The 16,470-nt window shown below is 64.6% G+C and carries 13 protein-coding genes; 6 read left to right on the forward strand and 7 right to left on the reverse strand.

The annotated features are described in order from the left end of the window. Window positions 1-13: 13 nt before the first annotated feature. The 3 genes from LDH66_RS03945 to LDH66_RS03955 form a co-directional block, all read right to left on the reverse strand. Window positions 14-1,201, reverse strand: coding sequence for a Gfo/Idh/MocA family protein (locus LDH66_RS03945; protein WP_226479772.1), 1,188 nt, complete (start codon window positions 1,199-1,201; stop codon window positions 14-16). A gap of 289 nt (window positions 1,202-1,490) precedes the next feature. Beyond that, window positions 1,491-2,810, reverse strand: a complete 1,320-nt coding sequence (locus LDH66_RS03950; RefSeq protein ID WP_226479773.1) for an RNA-guided endonuclease InsQ/TnpB family protein — start codon at window positions 2,808-2,810, stop codon at window positions 1,491-1,493. Window positions 2,811-3,255: 445 nt separating this feature from the next. Then, window positions 3,256-3,852, reverse strand: coding sequence for a DUF7344 domain-containing protein (locus LDH66_RS03955; RefSeq protein ID WP_226479774.1), 597 nt, complete (start codon window positions 3,850-3,852; stop codon window positions 3,256-3,258). A gap of 852 nt (window positions 3,853-4,704) precedes the next feature. On the opposite strand from LDH66_RS03955, the gene LDH66_RS03960 reads away from it, so the two are divergent. Beyond that, complete coding sequence (locus LDH66_RS03960; RefSeq protein ID WP_226479775.1) at window positions 4,705-5,664, forward strand: transcription initiation factor IIB; 960 nt, start codon at window positions 4,705-4,707, stop codon at window positions 5,662-5,664. Here the strand turns inward: LDH66_RS03960 and LDH66_RS03965 are convergent. Further along, window positions 5,657-5,845 (reverse strand): hypothetical protein, encoded by a 189-nt coding sequence (locus LDH66_RS03965; protein ID WP_226479776.1) that lies wholly within the window; start codon window positions 5,843-5,845, stop codon window positions 5,657-5,659. The genes LDH66_RS03960 and LDH66_RS03965 overlap by 8 nt on opposite strands. 128 nt (window positions 5,846-5,973) lie before the next feature. On the opposite strand from LDH66_RS03965, the gene LDH66_RS03970 reads away from it, so the two are divergent. Then, window positions 5,974-7,899: a DEAD/DEAH box helicase family protein gene (locus tag LDH66_RS03970; protein WP_226479777.1), complete on the forward strand. Its 1,926-nt coding sequence runs from the start codon at window positions 5,974-5,976 to the stop codon at window positions 7,897-7,899. Between the two features lie 155 nt (window positions 7,900-8,054). After that, the gene (locus LDH66_RS03975; protein WP_226479778.1) at window positions 8,055-9,866 is read left to right on the forward strand and encodes an ATP-binding protein; all 1,812 of its coding nucleotides are present in this window, start codon (window positions 8,055-8,057) and stop codon (window positions 9,864-9,866) included. A 45-nt stretch (window positions 9,867-9,911) separates the two neighbouring features. Here the strand turns inward: LDH66_RS03975 and LDH66_RS03980 are convergent, their stop codons facing one another. Then, window positions 9,912-11,027, reverse strand: coding sequence for an aminotransferase class I/II-fold pyridoxal phosphate-dependent enzyme (locus LDH66_RS03980; protein WP_226479779.1), 1,116 nt, complete (start codon window positions 11,025-11,027; stop codon window positions 9,912-9,914). 244 nt (window positions 11,028-11,271) lie between these two features. Between LDH66_RS03980 and LDH66_RS03985 the strand changes: the two genes are divergently transcribed. Together LDH66_RS03985 and LDH66_RS03990 are read left to right on the forward strand one after the other, a co-directional pair. After that, complete coding sequence (locus LDH66_RS03985; RefSeq protein WP_226479780.1) at window positions 11,272-12,900, forward strand: alkaline phosphatase family protein; 1,629 nt, start codon at window positions 11,272-11,274, stop codon at window positions 12,898-12,900. After that, the gene (locus LDH66_RS03990; protein ID WP_226479781.1) at window positions 12,897-13,907 is read left to right on the forward strand and encodes a lipid II:glycine glycyltransferase FemX; all 1,011 of its coding nucleotides are present in this window, start codon (window positions 12,897-12,899) and stop codon (window positions 13,905-13,907) included. The genes LDH66_RS03985 and LDH66_RS03990 overlap by 4 nt, the downstream gene beginning before the upstream one ends. 136 nt (window positions 13,908-14,043) lie before the next feature. On the opposite strand, the gene LDH66_RS03995 is transcribed toward LDH66_RS03990, so the two are convergent. Beyond that, window positions 14,044-14,367 (reverse strand): MarR family transcriptional regulator, encoded by a 324-nt coding sequence (locus LDH66_RS03995; RefSeq protein WP_226479782.1) that lies wholly within the window; start codon window positions 14,365-14,367, stop codon window positions 14,044-14,046. 389 nt (window positions 14,368-14,756) lie between these two features. Between LDH66_RS03995 and glmM the strand changes: the two genes are divergently transcribed. Beyond that, the gene (gene glmM / locus LDH66_RS04000; RefSeq protein ID WP_226479783.1) at window positions 14,757-16,082 is read left to right on the forward strand and encodes a phosphoglucosamine mutase; all 1,326 of its coding nucleotides are present in this window, start codon (window positions 14,757-14,759) and stop codon (window positions 16,080-16,082) included. A gap of 83 nt (window positions 16,083-16,165) precedes the next feature. Here the strand turns inward: glmM and LDH66_RS04005 are convergent, their stop codons facing one another. Further along, on the reverse strand, window positions 16,166-16,372 hold the full coding sequence (locus tag LDH66_RS04005; RefSeq protein ID WP_222918360.1) for a DUF7563 family protein: 207 nt from the start codon (window positions 16,370-16,372) through the stop codon (window positions 16,166-16,168). Between the last annotated feature and the right edge of the window lie 98 nt (window positions 16,373-16,470).

The raw sequence follows: 16,470 nt of genomic DNA on the forward strand, positions 1-16,470 counted from the left end.
TGAGAGCGGTCGTTTAGAGGTCGGTCGGGGCGGACTCGGCGTCGGTCACCGTCTCCGCCGCTTCGGTTTCGTCCGCCGCTTCGGTTTCGTTCACCGCGTCCGCGACCGCCGCTGTGTCCCTTGCCTCCGCCGTGTCCCCGTGGGGCTGTGCGGCGTCGCGGATGGTCTCCATGATGCGGATCGTCCACTTCGACTGCTCGAGGGGCACTGGGACGTCGGCGTCGCCCTCGATCGCGTCGACGAACCCGTCGAAGATCGCACAGTGGGAGTTCGTCGCCGTCTCCGCCTCCCAGCTGTCGTCGAACCGGGAGGTAGCGACGGACTTCGCGTTCTCGAGCGTGCTGGTGACCTGAGCCAGCGAGACGTCGAGGCTCTTCTTCGAGCGGGCGATGACCGAGGAGGTGTAATCCTCGTCGACCTCGTAGAGCGACTGGTTGATCTCGTCGACGACGAGGGACTTCTCGGAGCCGGTGATCACGTGAAGGCGCTGGGGCAACGTCCCCGAGAGCATCGTCACGTTACAGAGCGCACCGTCTTCGGAGACGTACTGGGCCTGTGCCTGATCGTACTCGAAGTCCTCCTCGTAGTTCTCCGAGAGAACGGTCTGTGCGGAGACGTCGTCGTCACGTTCGGGCCAGCCGCCGATACCGAGAATCGAGTAGATCGGGTGTGGCAGTCCCTCCTCGAACTCGCCGCCGGGCAGCTCGAACACCCACGAGCCCCGGTTGACCTGATCGGGCGGCGTCAGTCCAGCGTAGAGCGTGTCGACGGACTTGACGTGGCCGAGCTCGCCGGCGTCGATCAGCTCCCGAGCCTTGCGGACCGCCGGATAGAACAGGTGGTTGTGGATGACCGTCACGGGCGTCTCGTGCTCTCGAGAGAGCGCCTGGAGCTGTTCGACCTCCTCGGCGGTGACGGTGGCGGGTTTCTCGATGATGACGGCGACGCCGGCCTCGATCGCCCGTCGAGCGATATCGAAGTGCGTCTGGACCGGCGTGCACACGTGGAGACAGTCGAGTTCGTCGAGGAGTTCCGTGAAGTCCGTGACGGCCATCGTCCCGAACTCCCGGGCTCGTTCCCTGGCCAGTTGCTCGTCGAGGTCACAGACCGCGACCAGTTCCATATCGGGGTTGTTCTGCGCTCCCGCGAGGTGGGCCCGCGAGACGGTTCCTGCGCCGACGACTGCGGTTCGAACGACCATGAAAGAGCGGACAGTACTCCGCTCATTAGTTTTAGTCCGATTACTTCACGAACGCTAACTCGCCCTCGAAACGCCGACCGGGTATGGACCTGTTACCGAAAATGACGGTCATCCGCGTCGATACCGAACAGGACGTTACGGCGGGATCGGCGTCCGTGAAACGGTCACCCAGTCGGGTCGCGACTCGAGACGAATCGATCCGAGACGGGGAGTCTCAACGGACGAATTGACATCCTCCCGCGCCTAAAGACGCGGGAATCCCACGGCACCGCACCGCTGGGTTGGGATATTACGGTTTGCAGTCTACCACTTGTTCCTGCGGTTGGAATCCGCTGGACAAGTCGTGAAGGTAGACTCCGGGCTGTGCCAACCAGCCGGTACTCCTATCCCCACCCGAACTGGGTACAGACTCGGAGTTACTTTGATTCAAATCGAGACGGATGTTTTCCGCTCCGTTCACGTCAGCGTTGAACGCAGCGTCACACTCCTCACACACATACAAACCACGTTTAACGCGCTGATTCTCATCTTCCATACCACAGACGCAGCACGTCTTGCTCGTGGCGCGTTCGGACACCTCTACGACCTCGATACCCTCAACCTTCGCCTTGTACGCGAGAATCGAAGTGAAGCGGTCGAACGCCCACCCATGCAGGTCGAGGTTTCCGTGCCGACCCCAGTTCTTCGACTCGCCGCTCTCATCCTCTCGGATACCAGCGAGTTTCCCGACGTTGATGCGACCAACGCCACGCTCAATACACTTCTCTACGATATGCTTGGCGAGGCTATGGAAAAAGTGGGTACGGCGCTCCGACCACTTGTCGTGAAGTCGAGTAGCTGTTTCGCCGCCTGAATCGTCGCATTTGGCGATTTCTTTCGGGAAGTAGTACCCGTCTTGTTTCAGGCGATTGCCGGGATACAAGTCGGCCTCTTCGGTGCTGTACGCAACAGCGGCGAAGTTACAGATACCAAGGTCGATACCTGCCGTTTCGTTGCCGGGTACGGGGGATGTCTCGATTTCGTCTTTGCAGACGAGGTGCAGTTCCCATTGACTCTTCGCTCTGTCATAGACAGCACGAACCTGTTGCAGGTTCTCAACCGTCACGCCGGGGCGCGTTTCATACTCGACAAGGATGTATTCCCACGCTCTCGGGTGTTCCTTGTGATTTGCCCCTTTTGAGAGACGAACCCGGTTGTTCTTGGTGTCGTGCCGGATGCCGTTCTGTTTCCACGTCACCGTGCTACGCGGGTGTTCTTCGTGGACGCGACGGCCTTTCGAGTCGTAGTAGTTTTTCTTGCGGTAGCCGGGCGGATTCGCTCGACTGTCTGACTTCCTCTTGCCATACCACGAGTTGAAGGCTTCAGCGAGTTCCTCCAGAACGCGCTGACTGGACTGTGAGTGCAGTCCCTTGTATTTGGTGTGACCTTTCAACTCGTCTTTGAGGACGTCATGGTCAGGAATCTCGCCCGAGTCTTCCCACACTTGACGGGAATGATAGTTTGCGACGTTCCAGAGTTTGCTGGCCGACCACCCGTGCAGGTCGAGCGAATCCTCTACCTGCGAATGGTTACTGATTTTCGCTCGGTGAGTCCGGTGGACTTCCAGCATCGTGAAACGTCTGTATAATCGCTTATTTTCGCTCCTCCTGTAAAGGCTCGAATTGAAAACGGTGGAATATCCGGCCCGGCTATCGACGGTGGGTTGTGGAGTGGGGTGTCGGATTCATCCCGCGCCTAAAGGCGCGGGTATTCTCCTTGCTCTTTATAATGCGGTTCGAAAGGCGGCTCCCGCGCCGGGAACAGCTGCTGGCACGCGACTGCTCCGGTATCGGATGACGGTCGTCGGGAGCCAGTTGAACGTACGTAACCGGGTGATAAAAACCCTTCTCAGCGATCCGAGATGACGGTGGCCGAAAGTCGACGGCCGGCGATCGCGTCGGGCACTCGACGAATCAGTGACTCAATGAGCGATCGACTCGCGGGGCTCGAGCGGACGAGCGGAGCAGGAATAGTCGTCGTGAGTTCGGACACTGGACACGGTCGCGAACGTCGCGCTACTCGATTCGGGACAGTTTGCCGTCGACGTTGCGTTCCTGCGAGCGGTTCCGGACGACGTGAGCGATCGAGAGACAGAAGAAGGCGGCGACGACGGCGCCCGCGAGGGCGAGCATCGGGACGGCCGATAGCAGCGGCGCGCCGAGAACCGCCGCGCCGAGGAGGGCGGCACCGACCACGCTGAGGCCGGCGTACCATCGGTCCCACCGGTCCTGACGGTGGCTGTCCGTGTCGAGATACATCATCAGCAGGTCGGCGTTGTCGGCCAGCGAGATCAGGCCCCGATCCTGATCGTACTCGACGATGCCGGCGTCGTCCATCTTCGGCAGGTGGGTCTGGTAGAGGGCGACGTAGACGCGTTTCCGTTGGTCGGAACTGAGCGCGCTGACCTCGGTGTCGTTCTCCCAGGCGGCGATCTGTTCGGCGAGTTCACCGAGCGTGACCGTTTCGTCGGCTTCGAGCAAGTACGCGAGGACTTCCCGGCGACGGCGATTCTTTAGGAGCTCGAAAATGACGTCCTTCGAGAGGCGCTCGTCCTCGTCGGCGTCGGCGACCGAGGCGATCTCGTCGGGCAGCGACGTATCGATCGAAGACATTACCACGACCCTCCGGTTGTAGTGACTCCATTCGAGCTCGGTGCCCTCCGGACCCGCTCCACGTCACCGGAGCATCGTCCCGACGGCGACCGCTGTACGTTCGAACGGCGAGTCGAAATCACGATTGACACACCAGGTTGTACACCAACAGAGATACTCTTAAACACGGCCACGTTTCGCACCGTCTGCAAAGGAGGTACGGAACGACTTCTCGACGGCGTCCTCGCGACGGCCGACCGGCGCCGCGGCGGGCGGTTTCGAACGGCCTCGAAGTCGATCAGTATCTGCCGATTGCGCCCGTGTATCGACGGCGTACGAGCGGCCGGTTCGCCGAGAGGACGAGTACGAGCGCAGTCCGGAGGATTGATTCCCAACACGGTGCTGATACCGACGGTTCGGACCAGCCAACATAAAATCGAGCGACAGTTCACAGCCGAATAACGGATTTACTCCGTGAACGTTCGATTTACGCCGCTGACTCGTCACAACGATCGTCACGTTTCATGTGGCGTGTGGACATTGGTCACGATGGGTCGAAGCGACCGATCGGCGGTCGGTTCGCCCGGACACGACCGATGGGACACGGTCTCGATGCGGCCGCCATCCCTGTTTGCTCGAGGCAGCGGGCGGTCGCATCGACCATCTTCCTTTCTCTCTTCGGACGGTGATGGCCATACTGTCGGCCGGTTTCGGTCATATGAGCGGTCACCCGCCGTAACTGGGTACGTAATTCACTGCGATCCGTCCGGAGAACCGTCACGCGGACTGACAGCCGGCGGCGTCGTAAGTCGGTGTTTCCCGCGAAACCATGTGAACCCCTTACAGTGCCGGCACGGTTTCCTCCGGCTACTGATGACGCGGTCTATCATCGATCAACACAGCACCGAATCACAGTCCGAGGAGGCCGAGACCGGTCTGTGTCCCGACTGCGAGACCGACACGATCGTCCACGATCCGGACCGCGGTGAGCAAGTCTGTGAGGAGTGCGGCCTCGTCCTGACCGAGGATCCCATCGATTACGGGCCAGAGTGGCGGGCGTTCAACGCACAGGAACACGACGAACTGTCGCGGGTCGGCGCGCCGCTAACCCAGTCGATGCACGATCGGGGGCTGACGACGACCATCGACTGGCGCAACAAGGACGCGAACGGCCACTCGATGTCGGCCGACAAACACGGGCAGCTCCATCGACTCCGGGTCTGGCAGGAACGAATCCGAACGAAGAACGCGGGCGAACGGAACCTCAAGTACGCACTCTCGGAGATCGACCGGATGGTGAGCGCGCTAGGCGTCCCCAAGCCGGTCAAGGAGACCGCGAGCGTCATCTATCGACAGGCGCTCGAGCAGGACCTCATCCGAGGCCGGTCGATCGAGGGCGTCGCGACCAGCGCGCTCTACACCGCGTGTCGGAAAGAGGACATTCCGCGCAGTCTCGAGGAAGTAACGTCCGTTTCACGAGTCGATCAGCGAGAGATTGGACGGACGTATCGCTACATTGCGGACGAGCTGGACATCAATCTCGAACCGACGAACCCCCGGCAGTTCGTCCCGCGGTTCTGTTCGGAACTGGACGTCGACAAGGACGTCGAGACGAAGGCGATCGAAATCATCGATCGGACGACCGAACAGGGACTCCACTCGGGGAAATCACCGACCGGGTTCGCCGCCGCGGCCATCTACGCCGCCGGCCTGCTCTGTGACGAGACCATCCCGCAACGAGCGGTCGCCGACACCGCCCAGACGACCGTCGTCACTGTTCGGAATCGGTATCGCGAGCAGCTCGAGGCGATCGATCAGCAGCCCGCTACATGATCGACCGCTCGTCCTCGCCGCCGCCCTCGGTGTAGAGGGCCTCGTCTGCCAGCGCGTGGAGGTTCGCGTAGGGGACGAACGCGATGAACGAATCGTCGTCGTCGTAGAGTTCGACGCCGTTCTCCGTGTGGTCGTACCGTTCGCATTCGATCTGTCCTTCGGGGAGGATTGCACGGTACATACTGGGATTCGATGTCGTGCAGTCAAATATAGCTATCCGGGCTCGAGGAACGAGTGAGAACGGACGCTCGAGTACGTGGTGAGCGCCGAACGAAATCGGTTTACCCGCACCGCCGTTACGACTCGCCAGTGACCGACGAACGTTCTTCGGAGCCTACCGACGAACAGCGAAGCGAGCCCACAGCGTCGGGTGACGCGGACCCGACCGACGCCGGCGAGGAGAACGACACAGGCGACCGGAACGACACCGACGACGAGTTCACGATCGCCGACTTCCACGACGCCAGCCAGCGCGAGGGGCGGCCGGTTCTCACCGCCGCGGCCGTTTCCCGCGCGCTCGAGATTCCTCACGAGGAAGCCAACAATCGGCTCGAGGCCCTCGCCGAAAAAGGTGACCTCGAGCGCCACGCCGTCTCGACGGATCCGGTGGTCTGGTACCCGACCGAACTCGAGGATCTCACGGATCGCGAGCGGGTGGTCGTCTTTCCGAAGCGCCGGGAGATCATCGTCGATCGGCCCGACCAGTTCACCCGCGCGCAGCTCTCCCAGTTCGCCCACTTCGCGGACGGCAACGGCGAGCAGGGCTACCGCTACGTCGTCCGGCCGGAGGACGTCTGGGGAACCCCCCACGACTCGTTCGAAGATCTCGCGCGGACGATGCGGCAGGCGCTCGGCCAGCGCTCCGAGGACCTCGAGGACTGGGTCGAGAGCCAGTGGGATCGGGCCCACCAGTTCCGGCTCGTGAGCCACGAGGACGGCTACACGGTGCTCGAGGCCCAGAGCCCCGAGATAATGGGCAACGTCGCCCGCCAGAAACTCGACGAGGAACACGTCCACGCGCCGATTTCGGAAACCGAGGACTGGGTGCAAGAGGGCTCGGAGGCCGCGATCAAGCGCATCCTCTACGAGGCCGGCTATCCGGTCCAGGACCACCGCGAACTCGAGTCCGGCGAGGAGCTGCCGATCGATCTCGAGGTTCGGCTGCGCGACTACCAGCGGACCTGGGTCGATCGCTTCGCCGAGGCCGGCGAGGGCGTCTTCGTCGGCCCGCCGGGCAGCGGGAAGACCGTGGCCGCGATGGGCGCGATGGCCCACGTCGACGGCGAGACGCTCGTGCTCGTGCCGAGCCGTGACCTCGCCCAGCAATGGGCCGACACGATCGTGGAGTACACCTCGCTCGAGCCCCACCAGATCGGCCAGTACCACGGCGGTCGGAAGGAGGTGCGGCCGGTGACGATCGCGACCTACCAGATCGCGGGGATGGACCGCCACCGCTCGCTGTTCGACGACCGCGAGTGGGGGCTGGTGATCTTCGACGAGTGCCAACACGTCCCCTCTGACGTCTACCGGCGCAGCACGCATCTCCAGTCAAAACATCGACTCGGGCTCTCCGCCAGTCCGATTCGAGAGGACGACCGCCAGAAGGAGATATTCACCCTCGTCGGGCCGCCGATCGGCACCGACTGGGAGGCGCTGTTCGACGCGGGCCACGTCGCCGAACCCGAACTCGAGATCCGTTACGTCCCGTGGGGTGACGACGAACAAGCGAACGCCTACGGCTCGGCCGACGGCCGGGAGAAGTACCGAATCGCCGCCCGCAACCGGGGCAAGATCGACGAGGTCCGGTACCTCCTGTCGGCCCACCCCGACTCGAAGGCGCTCGTCTTCGTCGACTACTTAGAGCAGGGCCGGGAGCTGTCCGAGGCGCTCGACGTCCCCTTCCTCAGCGGCGAGACGCCCCACCACGAGCGCCGGCGGCTGCTTGAGGAGTTCCGGCGCAACGAGCGCGACCTGTTGCTCATCTCGCGGGTCGGCGACGAGGGGATCGACCTGCCGACGGCCGATCTCGCCATCGTCGCCTCCGGACTAGGCGGGTCCCGCCGGCAGGGCACGCAGCGGGCCGGCCGGACGATGCGGCCCGCGGGCGGCGCGCTCGTCTACGTGCTCGCGACGCGAGGCACGCGCGAGGAGGACTTCGCCCGGAAACAGCTCCAGCATCTGGGTCGCAAGGGGATGACGATCCGCGAGCAGACCGTCGACCGCGACGAGGACTGATCGGGCGAGGGCGGGCGGCCAGCGGGGTCCGCCGTCGCGGTGATCACTATTTACGGGCCGAAATCGACCGCGGGAGCGAGGCCAATATTGAAGGTCACGTGTTCGGACTGTACTGATAGTATGAACGAGTCGCGCACGATCGGGGTGGGCGGTCGGTGAGCGACGGCTCCCGACAGCGACAGATCCACGTCGGCGAGACCGACGACGGTTCCGACCTGAAGCTACCGGTCGTCGAACTCCTCACCGGTCGCGGGTTCGTCACCGGCAAGTCCGGGTCGGGGAAGTCCAACACCGCGTCGGTGATCGCCGAGGAACTGCTCGAGGCCGGCTACCCGCTCCTCATCGTCGACACGGACGGCGAGTACTACGGACTGAAAGAGGAGTACGAGATGCTCCACGCCGGGGCCGACGAGGAGTGCGACATCCAGATCGGACCGGAACACGCCGAGCAGATGGCCACGATCGCGCTCGAGGAGAACGTGCCGGTCATCCTCGACGTCTCGGGGTATCTCGACGAGGACGTGGCGGACGAGCTCCTTCGGGAGGTCGCCCGCCAGCTGTTCGTCAAGGAGAAGAAGATGAAGAAGCCCTTCCTGCTGGTGGTCGAGGAGGTCCACGAGTACATTCCGGAGGGCGGCGGCGTCGGCGAGACCGGCAATCTGCTGATCAAGATCAGCAAGCGCGGCCGCAAACACGGGCTGGGCATCGTTGGCATCAGCCAGCGGCCGGCAGACGTCAAGAAGGACTTCATCACGCAGGCGAACTGGCTGGTCTGGCACCGGCTGACCTGGGACAACGACACGAAGGTCGTCGGGCGGATCATCGACACCGAGTACTCCGAACTCGTGGCGGATCTCGGCGACGGACAGGCGTTCGTCCAGACCGACTGGACCGAGGTCGACGTCCGGAAGATCCAGTTCCGCCGGAAGCGGACCTTCGACGCCGGAGCGACGCCCGGACTCGACGACTTCGAGCGCCCCGAACTCAAGTCCGTCTCCGACGCCCTGGTCGGCGACCTCCAGGACATCTCCGAGCGCAAGGAACGGGAACAGGACCGGATCAACGAACTCGAGAACGAACTCGAGAAAAAGGAGACGCGGATCGAGACGTTGGAGGACGAACTCGCCTCGGCGCGGGACGTCTCGAGCGCGGCCAGACAGATGGCCGACGCCTTGCAGAACACGGACACGATCCAGTCGCAGCTCCCGGGGTCCGACGAGGACCTGCGCCGGTTACACGAGGAGATCGCGGAGCTCGAGACCGAACGGGACGAGCTCCGGGAGGAACTCGCCGCGCGCGACGACCGCATCGAGAGTCTCGAGGAGCAGCTGGCGGGTCGAACGGCGGAGGTCGATCGCCTCCGAAGCGAGAACGAGCAGTTACGCGAGGTCGTCCGCGACCTCGAGCGTGAGGGACGTGCCGAGCAGGGGACCGACGACGTGCCGGGCGGGGACAAGAGGAGCAACGATGCGTCGAGCGGAGACGGGGGAAGCACTGATGCGAGCGACGGAAACACCGACGCGGACGGGGAAAGCGACGACTCGGACGACGGGTCGTCGATCGTCCAGGCCGGCGGTGACGCCATCGAGTTCGGATACACGCCCGTCGACGAGGACGCGGAGTCGGCGACGGACGCCGCGGACGAGTCGGGGTTCGTCGTCGCGGACGAGGAACGCGACCTGGCGGAACTGCTCGAGATTCCGTGGATCGGCGATCGCGTTTCCCGCGCATGCGAGGGATCGCAGTGTTCGACCGACACGGCCGAGGAAATTCTCGGCGTGTTCGCTCGAAACGGGTCGCTCGAGACGGTGACCGTCGCCGCTCGGGTCGATCGGTCGCGGGTCGCGGTCCAGAGTCTCGTCTCGGAGCTCCGAACTGAGGGGCTACTCGAGCGGTCCGGCGAACGGGCGTACGCGCTGGCCGAGGACGTGCGGGCGGAACTACCGGCCGCGGCCGCGGGCGAGTAACGGAACGCGGTCCCGACCGGACCGAGGCGAGCGGACGGAGCGAACTCACTCTCGAAGTCGATCGCCGACCGCCTTGATGGCCGACGGCTCGATTCCCTGGTGGACGGGGAGCGCGACGAGGTCGTCCGCGAGCCGGACCGAGGTCTCGTAGGCGTCGTCCTCGCGAACGGCCTCGCGGAGGATCGGCCAGGAGTGGGCACCGACGACGCCCAGTTCTTCGAGTTCCGCGCGAAACGAGTCCGGGTCGGTCGCCCGGACCGGGTACTCGTACGGACTGATTCCCGCCGGAAGCCGCTCGTAGAGCGGCGTCACGTCCCCGCGACCGTCCAGAACTCGCTGCCAGGCCCGGAAGTTCTCCCGGCGGGCGGTCCGGATCGCGTCCGGATCGGCGGCGTCCGCGACGACCGCCGAAACCTTCGACATCGGAATTTTGGCGGCCTCGTATCGCCCCTCGGGATCGACGGACGAGGAGTCGTCGGCCCCGTCGGCGAGGACCGTCTCGACCGACTGGTACAGCGACGGGCTGGTCTGGAGGACGCTTTCGGCGACCGAGGTGGCCACGAATCGGCAGTCAGTCGTGGCGACGCGATCCGACCGACCGGCCAGCGATGAGGGGGAGAACCGTTCTCTGATCGTCTCGTCCGTCCGATAGAGGACGGCACCGTCGGGAACCGGGAGCAGTTTCCGCAGCGTCGTGATGCCGAGGTCCCCGTGCGTTCCGAGCAGGGTCCCATCGTGGACGCTGAGCGGCGAATGCGCGTTGTCATCGACGTGATAGCAGTCGTACTCGTCGGTCAGCGCGGCGATCCGCTCGAGACCGGGTTGGGGGAAGCCGAAGTAGTTGACCGACACGACCGCAGCGGTGTCGTCGTCGATCCGCGCCTCGAGGTCGTCGAAGTCGGGCGCGAGCGACTCCTCGACGGCGTAGTACCGCGCCTCGAGGCCGAGTTCGCGGAACGGTTCGACGACGGCGGGCGAGAGGTAGGCGGGAACGACGACGTTTTCGCCGGGCTCGACGACTCCGGCGAGGCCGTCCCGGAGCGCGGCCTTCCCCGACCCGTAGTACGTGTACGCGCTGTCGGGCACGTGTCGGTCGATGAACGCGTCGATCCCCGGCTCCGAGAGCGACGCGTCGAACACGGAGGGGGTCGCATCGATCATAGAGAGCGGCGGTGTGGGAAGTCAGTCGTAGAGACGATCATCGACGTAACACGGAAACGGGCGCGGCCTTAGTGATAGGGGCGATACAGCCCGCGATCGGCGGGCCAATCGGATATTAGAGATATCGGCGGCGAGCAACAGTCACGCCGCCTGAACTGCTATTCCGACCGTAGAGCACCCAGCACGAGCTTACACTCCGCCAGCAAGTCGCATAACAAAGCACGGGCGAACGGACAACGCTTCCATGGCAGGTTCGACCGACGATAAAGACCTTCGTCTGCTCGTCGTTGGGTTAGACGCCGGCTGTCGGCCGGTGCTCGAGCCGTTGTTCGAGTCGGGCGAACTTCCCACTCTGCGGGGGCTATTCGATCGCGGGGTCGCGGGGCCGCTCGAGTCCCAGATTCCGCCGTGGACGGCGAGCGCCTGGCCGTCGCTGTACACCGGCAAGAATCCGGGCAAACACGGCGTCTACGACTTCCTCTCGTTCGACGGCTACGAGTGGAACGTCGTCAACGCGACCCACGTCAGGGCGCGACCGGTCTGGGAACTACTGAGCGAGCACGGGCTCTCGAGCGTCGTCGTCAACGTGCCCGTGACCCATCCCGCCCGGGAGTTCGACGGCGCATTGATCCCGGGACTGACCGCTCCCGAGGACCCGGACTGCCATCCCGAGGGGATCCTCGAGGACGTAAAACTCGCCTGCGGTGGCGAGTACTGGGTGTATCCACAGAGCGGGCCGGCACCGGATCGGTCGATCGAGGGGTACGAGCGGACGATCGAACTCCGGGGGCAGGCGTTTCGGTACCTCTGTCGCAGAATGGCGCCCGACTTCGGCTTCCTCCAGTTCCAGCAGACCGACTCGGTGTTTCACGAGCGGCCCGGGGACAAGCGGGCGATCGAAGCGGTCTACCGCGAAGTCGACCGCCAGCTCGCCGAAACGATCGAACGGACCGAGCCGGAGAACGTCCTGGTCGTCAGCGACCACGGGATGGGGAAAGTGACCGGCGACGAGTTCCGAGTCAACGAATTCCTCCGCGACCGCGGCTACGTGACCGCTCGAAGCGACGGCGGGGGGATGCCGAACTGGTCGAAGTCCTGGGAGAACGACCTCCTCGAGGGGGCCGAAGCCGACGGTCACGAGCCGAGTCCGCTCGAGCGAGCAATAAATCTCGCTGCGGGCGTCGGGCTCACGACCCAGCGGGTCGCGAGTGCGCTCGACCGCGTCGGTCTGAAGGAACCGATCGGCAAGCGAGTTCCGAACGACGTGATCCGAGCGGCGAGCGAACAGGTCGACTTCCCGGCGTCGAAGGCGTACGTCCGCTCGAAGAGCGAGCTCGGCGTCCGGATCAACCTCGCGGGCCGCGAACCGGACGGGCAGGTGTCGCCAGCGGAGTACGAGAGCGTCCGCGAGGAACTCGTCGAGACGCTGTCGGCCGTCCGGACGCCGGACGGCGAACCGATGTTCGACGCCGTCGAACCCAGAGAGACCTATTTCGCCGGTCCACACGTCGACGAGGCACCCGATGTCGTGACGGTGCCGCGAGGGTTCGACACCGCGATCGACGCCGACCTCGGGAAGGCGACGTTCGGCGAGCCGATGGAGCCGTGGAATCACAAGCGAACCGGCGTCGTCGCGGCCGACGGGCCGGCGTTCGACGAGGCCGCTTCCCTCGAGGGAGCGACGATCTTCGACGTCGCGCCGACGATCTGTTCGCTCTTCGACGTCCCGATCGACGCCGCGATGGACGGTGTCCCGATCACGAGCATCGACGGGAGCGCGGAGCGATCGTACCCGACCTACGATTCGAACCGGATCGTCGCGACCGACGACGGAGCCGTCGAAGACAGACTGTCCGACTTAGGCTATCTATGAGCGTGGAAATACGCGTCCTCGATTCACGAACCGATGCGGACGAGTGGAACCGCTACGTCGAACGATCCGACGGAACGAACCCGTTCTTCCGGGCCGAAGCGCTCCGGTTGCAGGCCGAAGACACCGGATCAACGCCCCACCTGCTCGCCGGCTTCAAGGGCCAGGAGCCGATCGGCGTCTTTCCCGTCTTCGAGTACACGCGGGGGCCGGTCACCGGTGCCTTCTCGCCCGCTCCCCACTCGTGGACGTCGTACCTCGGCCCCTCGATGTTGAACGTCGACAAACTCAAACAGCGCAAGGCCGACCGCCGGACCAAACGGTTCCTCGAGGGCTGTCTCGAGTGGATCGAGGACGAAATCTCGCCGCTGTACAGCAAGTTCGTCACGGCGGAGTTCGACGACATCCGGCCGTTCGTCTGGAACGAGTACGACGTCGAACCCGGCCACACGTACGTCGTCGATCTCGAGGGGACCGAAGAGGAGTTGCTGAAACGGTTCAGCAGCGACGCGCGGAGTAATATCCGGAACGCCGACGAAGACGGCTATACGATCGAGGAGGGCGACAACGACGACGTCGCGCGAATCATCGAGAAGGTCCGCGAACGCTACGAGAGCCAGGACCAGCCGTTCCAGTTGAGTACCGACTTCGCACAGTCGCTCCACGAGACGCTTCCCGACGGTGCGATCCGGCCCTACGCCTGTCGTGTCGACGGCGAGTTCCTCGGCGGCATCTTAGTCGTCGAGTCCGATCGAACGCGGTATCGGTGGCAGGGCGGCGTCAAACCGGACGCCGACGTCGACATTGCGATCAACGACTTGCTCGACTGGCACGTCATGCGCGACGGCCTCCACGGCGACGTCGACGAGTACGACCTCGTCGGGGCCGGCGTGCCGAGCATCAACCGGTACAAGGCGAAGTTCAACCCGCGCCTCGAGACCCACTACGAGATCACGGCCGGGTCGTTCGGGATCGATCTGCTGGTCGATCGGTATCAGAAACACCGGTAGCATACCCGTCAGCGTCCGATCGTCGACCGTTCTGCCGTCCGCTCGTTCGTCAGCGTTCGACCGTTCTGCCATCCGACCGTTCTGCCGTCCGCCCGTTCGTCACCGTCCGATAACCGACCGTTCGTCGCGAGTCTCCTCACTCCGGGAGCCGATACTTCGACTGGCGCGCGTCCTCGAGACAGGCGCGACTGGTGACCAGCTCCTGTTCCTCGAGTTTCCCCAGCGCGTAGCGGACCGTCCGGGGACAGAGCCTGGACTCGGCCGCGATCGACTCCTGGGTCAACGGCGCCTCGTACTCGAGGACCTTGTAGACCAGTTTCGCGCTGGGCGGGAGGTCGGAGAGCACACTGTTACGGTCCCGATCCTGCTCATCGCTGCCCTCGGTGTGATCGCCGGGCTCCTCGCGCTCGTCGGTCTCGCCGTTGCCGTCGATTTCGGCGTCGGGTTCGGTCGCACTCATCGGGACTGGCCCCCGCATTCGGTCCGCGTGGGGTCGACGCGCAGCACTCGCGGTGACGGGCGATCGACGCTCGTCGCGTCGGTCAGTGGGAGCCACGTCGCGGTTCCGTCGGCCGCCGGAGTCCGTCCGGCGGCGGTAGGATCTGCCGGTATCATTCTCACTCGAGCGTACTGGTGCGAGTCATATATACAGAACAGACAGTTCAGAAATATAGGGAGGGGCTAACGAGTTGTCGTCGCCGTCGGATCGACCCACGCCGTCTCGCGCAGCGACCACCAGACGACGCTCGAGACGACGCCACGACGACGATTTCGAGTCCGAAACACAGCGGTACGATCGCCGTGATTAACCCGTGCATAGTAAGGCAGTCGCCGCCCTCAGAGGCGGATATGTTCGGAACCAGCGGCATTCGCGGACGGGTCGGGAGCGAGGTGACGGCGGAGCTGGCACTGTCGGTCGGCCGAGCGGTCGCGTCGGAGGGATACGATCGCGTCGTCGTCGGCCGCGACGTCCGCGAGAGCGGATCGATGCTCGTCGACGCGGTCGGCGCGGGACTGCGCGAGTGCGGGGCGGACGTGCTCACGGTCGGCGTCGAGTCGACGCCGACGGTCGCGCGGGCGATCGACCACCTCGAGGCTGACGCGGGCGTCGTCGTCACGGCATCACACAATCCGGCAACGGACAACGGGATCAAGCTCTGGAATCCCTCGGGCAAGGCCTTCGGCCCCGACCAGCGCGAGGCGATCGAGCGGCGGCTCCGCGAGGACGACTACGCGTTGGCCGAGTGGGACGGCGTCGGCGATCGGTCGCATCGGACGGGCGTTCGAGACCATCACGCCGAATCGATCCGGAACGCGGTCGACCTCGAGCGGTCACTGAGCGTCGTCGTCGATATCGGCAACGGTGCCGGCGGCGTGACGGCGGCGGTCCTGGACGATCTCGGGTGCCGAGTTCAGACGCTGAACGGGCAGGAAGACGGCTCGTTCCCCGGCCGGCCCAGCGAGCCGACCGAGGAGACCCTCGAGACCCTGTCGACGCTCGTCGCGGAGACGGACGCCGAGCTGGGAGTCGCACACGACGGCGACGCCGACCGAATGATGGCGGTCGACGAGACGGGAACGTTCGTGCCGAAAGACGCGTTATTCTCCCTCTTCGCTCGGGACGCGGCGGGCGAGGGCGATCGCGTCGCCGCTCCGGTCGACACCAGTCTCGCCGTCGACGACGTGCTGTCCGGCGTCGGCGCGTCGCTGACCCGGACGCGAGTCGGTGACGTCTACGTGGCGGAGCGGACGACCGAACCCGACGTCGTCTTCGGCGGCGAACCGAGCGGTGCCTGGATCTGGCCCGCCGAGACGTGCTGTCCGGACGGCCCGCTGGCGGCCTGTAAACTGGTCGAACTGGTCGCCGAGGGGGAGTCGCTGTCCGACCTCGTCGCCGGGATCGATCGGTATCCGATCCGGCGAACGTCCGTCGAAGTCGCGGATAAAACGGCGGTTATGGCCGACGTGACCGACCAGGTTAGGGCCCGATACGACGAGGTCGACACGCTCGACGGCGTCAGAGTCGAGACCGAGGACGGCTGGTTCCTGCTTCGCGCCAGCGGGACACAGCCACTGATCCGGGTGACCGCGGAGGCGCGGTCGGAATCAGACGCAGCGGAGCTGTTCGAGACCGCACAGGAACTCGTCACCGAGACGACTGCAATGGATGCCTGAGGCAGCAGCGAGGAGTACCGAATCAGTTCGACAGCGGGACGACGTAGCAGACGGCGCTCGAGGCGGACGGCAGAACGAACCGGCTATCTGGCTTCCTTGGGAATGAAATCGGAGGTCTTCATCTCGCGGTACGTCGCACAATCGGGACAGGCGTGGACGACGTCGCGGTTGTCACCGAAGACGCGGGCGAACTGACGAGTCACCTGGTTCCCACAGTTGACACAGCGAGGGGCGCTCGTTTGCGATCGGGACGACATCGGCGTCCACTTCGCGGATTGATCCGTCGACATCAACAGCCCGTACCGACAGAACGGTATTTACTATAGACAGCATAATCGACGGGATAGCCGTTAGTCAGTGATTTCGCCCGCAATGTCCCCGTGAGAAA

Origin of the sequence: Natrinema amylolyticum, assembly GCF_020515625.1 — an archaeon.
GTDB classification, from domain to species: domain Archaea; phylum Halobacteriota; class Halobacteria; order Halobacteriales; family Natrialbaceae; genus Natrinema; species Natrinema amylolyticum.

Excerpts from the sequence above, each read along its gene's own strand:
- LDH66_RS03945 (WP_226479772.1), bottom strand. The coding sequence starts at position 1,201 with ATGGTCGTTCGAACCGCAGTCGTCGGCGCAGGAACCGTCTCGCGGGCC.
- LDH66_RS03950 (WP_226479773.1), bottom strand. The coding sequence starts at position 2,810 with ATGCTGGAAGTCCACCGGACTCACCGAGCGAAAATCAGTAACCATTCG.
- LDH66_RS03955 (WP_226479774.1), bottom strand. The coding sequence starts at position 3,852 with ATGTCTTCGATCGATACGTCGCTGCCCGACGAGATCGCCTCGGTCGCC.
- LDH66_RS03960 (WP_226479775.1), top strand. The coding sequence starts at position 4,705 with ATGACGCGGTCTATCATCGATCAACACAGCACCGAATCACAGTCCGAG.
- LDH66_RS03965 (WP_226479776.1), bottom strand. The coding sequence starts at position 5,845 with ATGTACCGTGCAATCCTCCCCGAAGGACAGATCGAATGCGAACGGTAC.
- LDH66_RS03980 (WP_226479779.1), bottom strand. The coding sequence starts at position 11,027 with ATGATCGATGCGACCCCCTCCGTGTTCGACGCGTCGCTCTCGGAGCCG.
- LDH66_RS03985 (WP_226479780.1), top strand. The coding sequence starts at position 11,272 with ATGGCAGGTTCGACCGACGATAAAGACCTTCGTCTGCTCGTCGTTGGG.
- LDH66_RS03990 (WP_226479781.1), top strand. The coding sequence starts at position 12,897 with ATGAGCGTGGAAATACGCGTCCTCGATTCACGAACCGATGCGGACGAG.
- LDH66_RS03995 (WP_226479782.1), bottom strand. The coding sequence starts at position 14,367 with ATGAGTGCGACCGAACCCGACGCCGAAATCGACGGCAACGGCGAGACC.
- glmM (WP_226479783.1), top strand. The coding sequence starts at position 14,757 with ATGTTCGGAACCAGCGGCATTCGCGGACGGGTCGGGAGCGAGGTGACG.
- LDH66_RS04005 (WP_222918360.1), bottom strand. The coding sequence starts at position 16,372 with ATGTCGACGGATCAATCCGCGAAGTGGACGCCGATGTCGTCCCGATCG.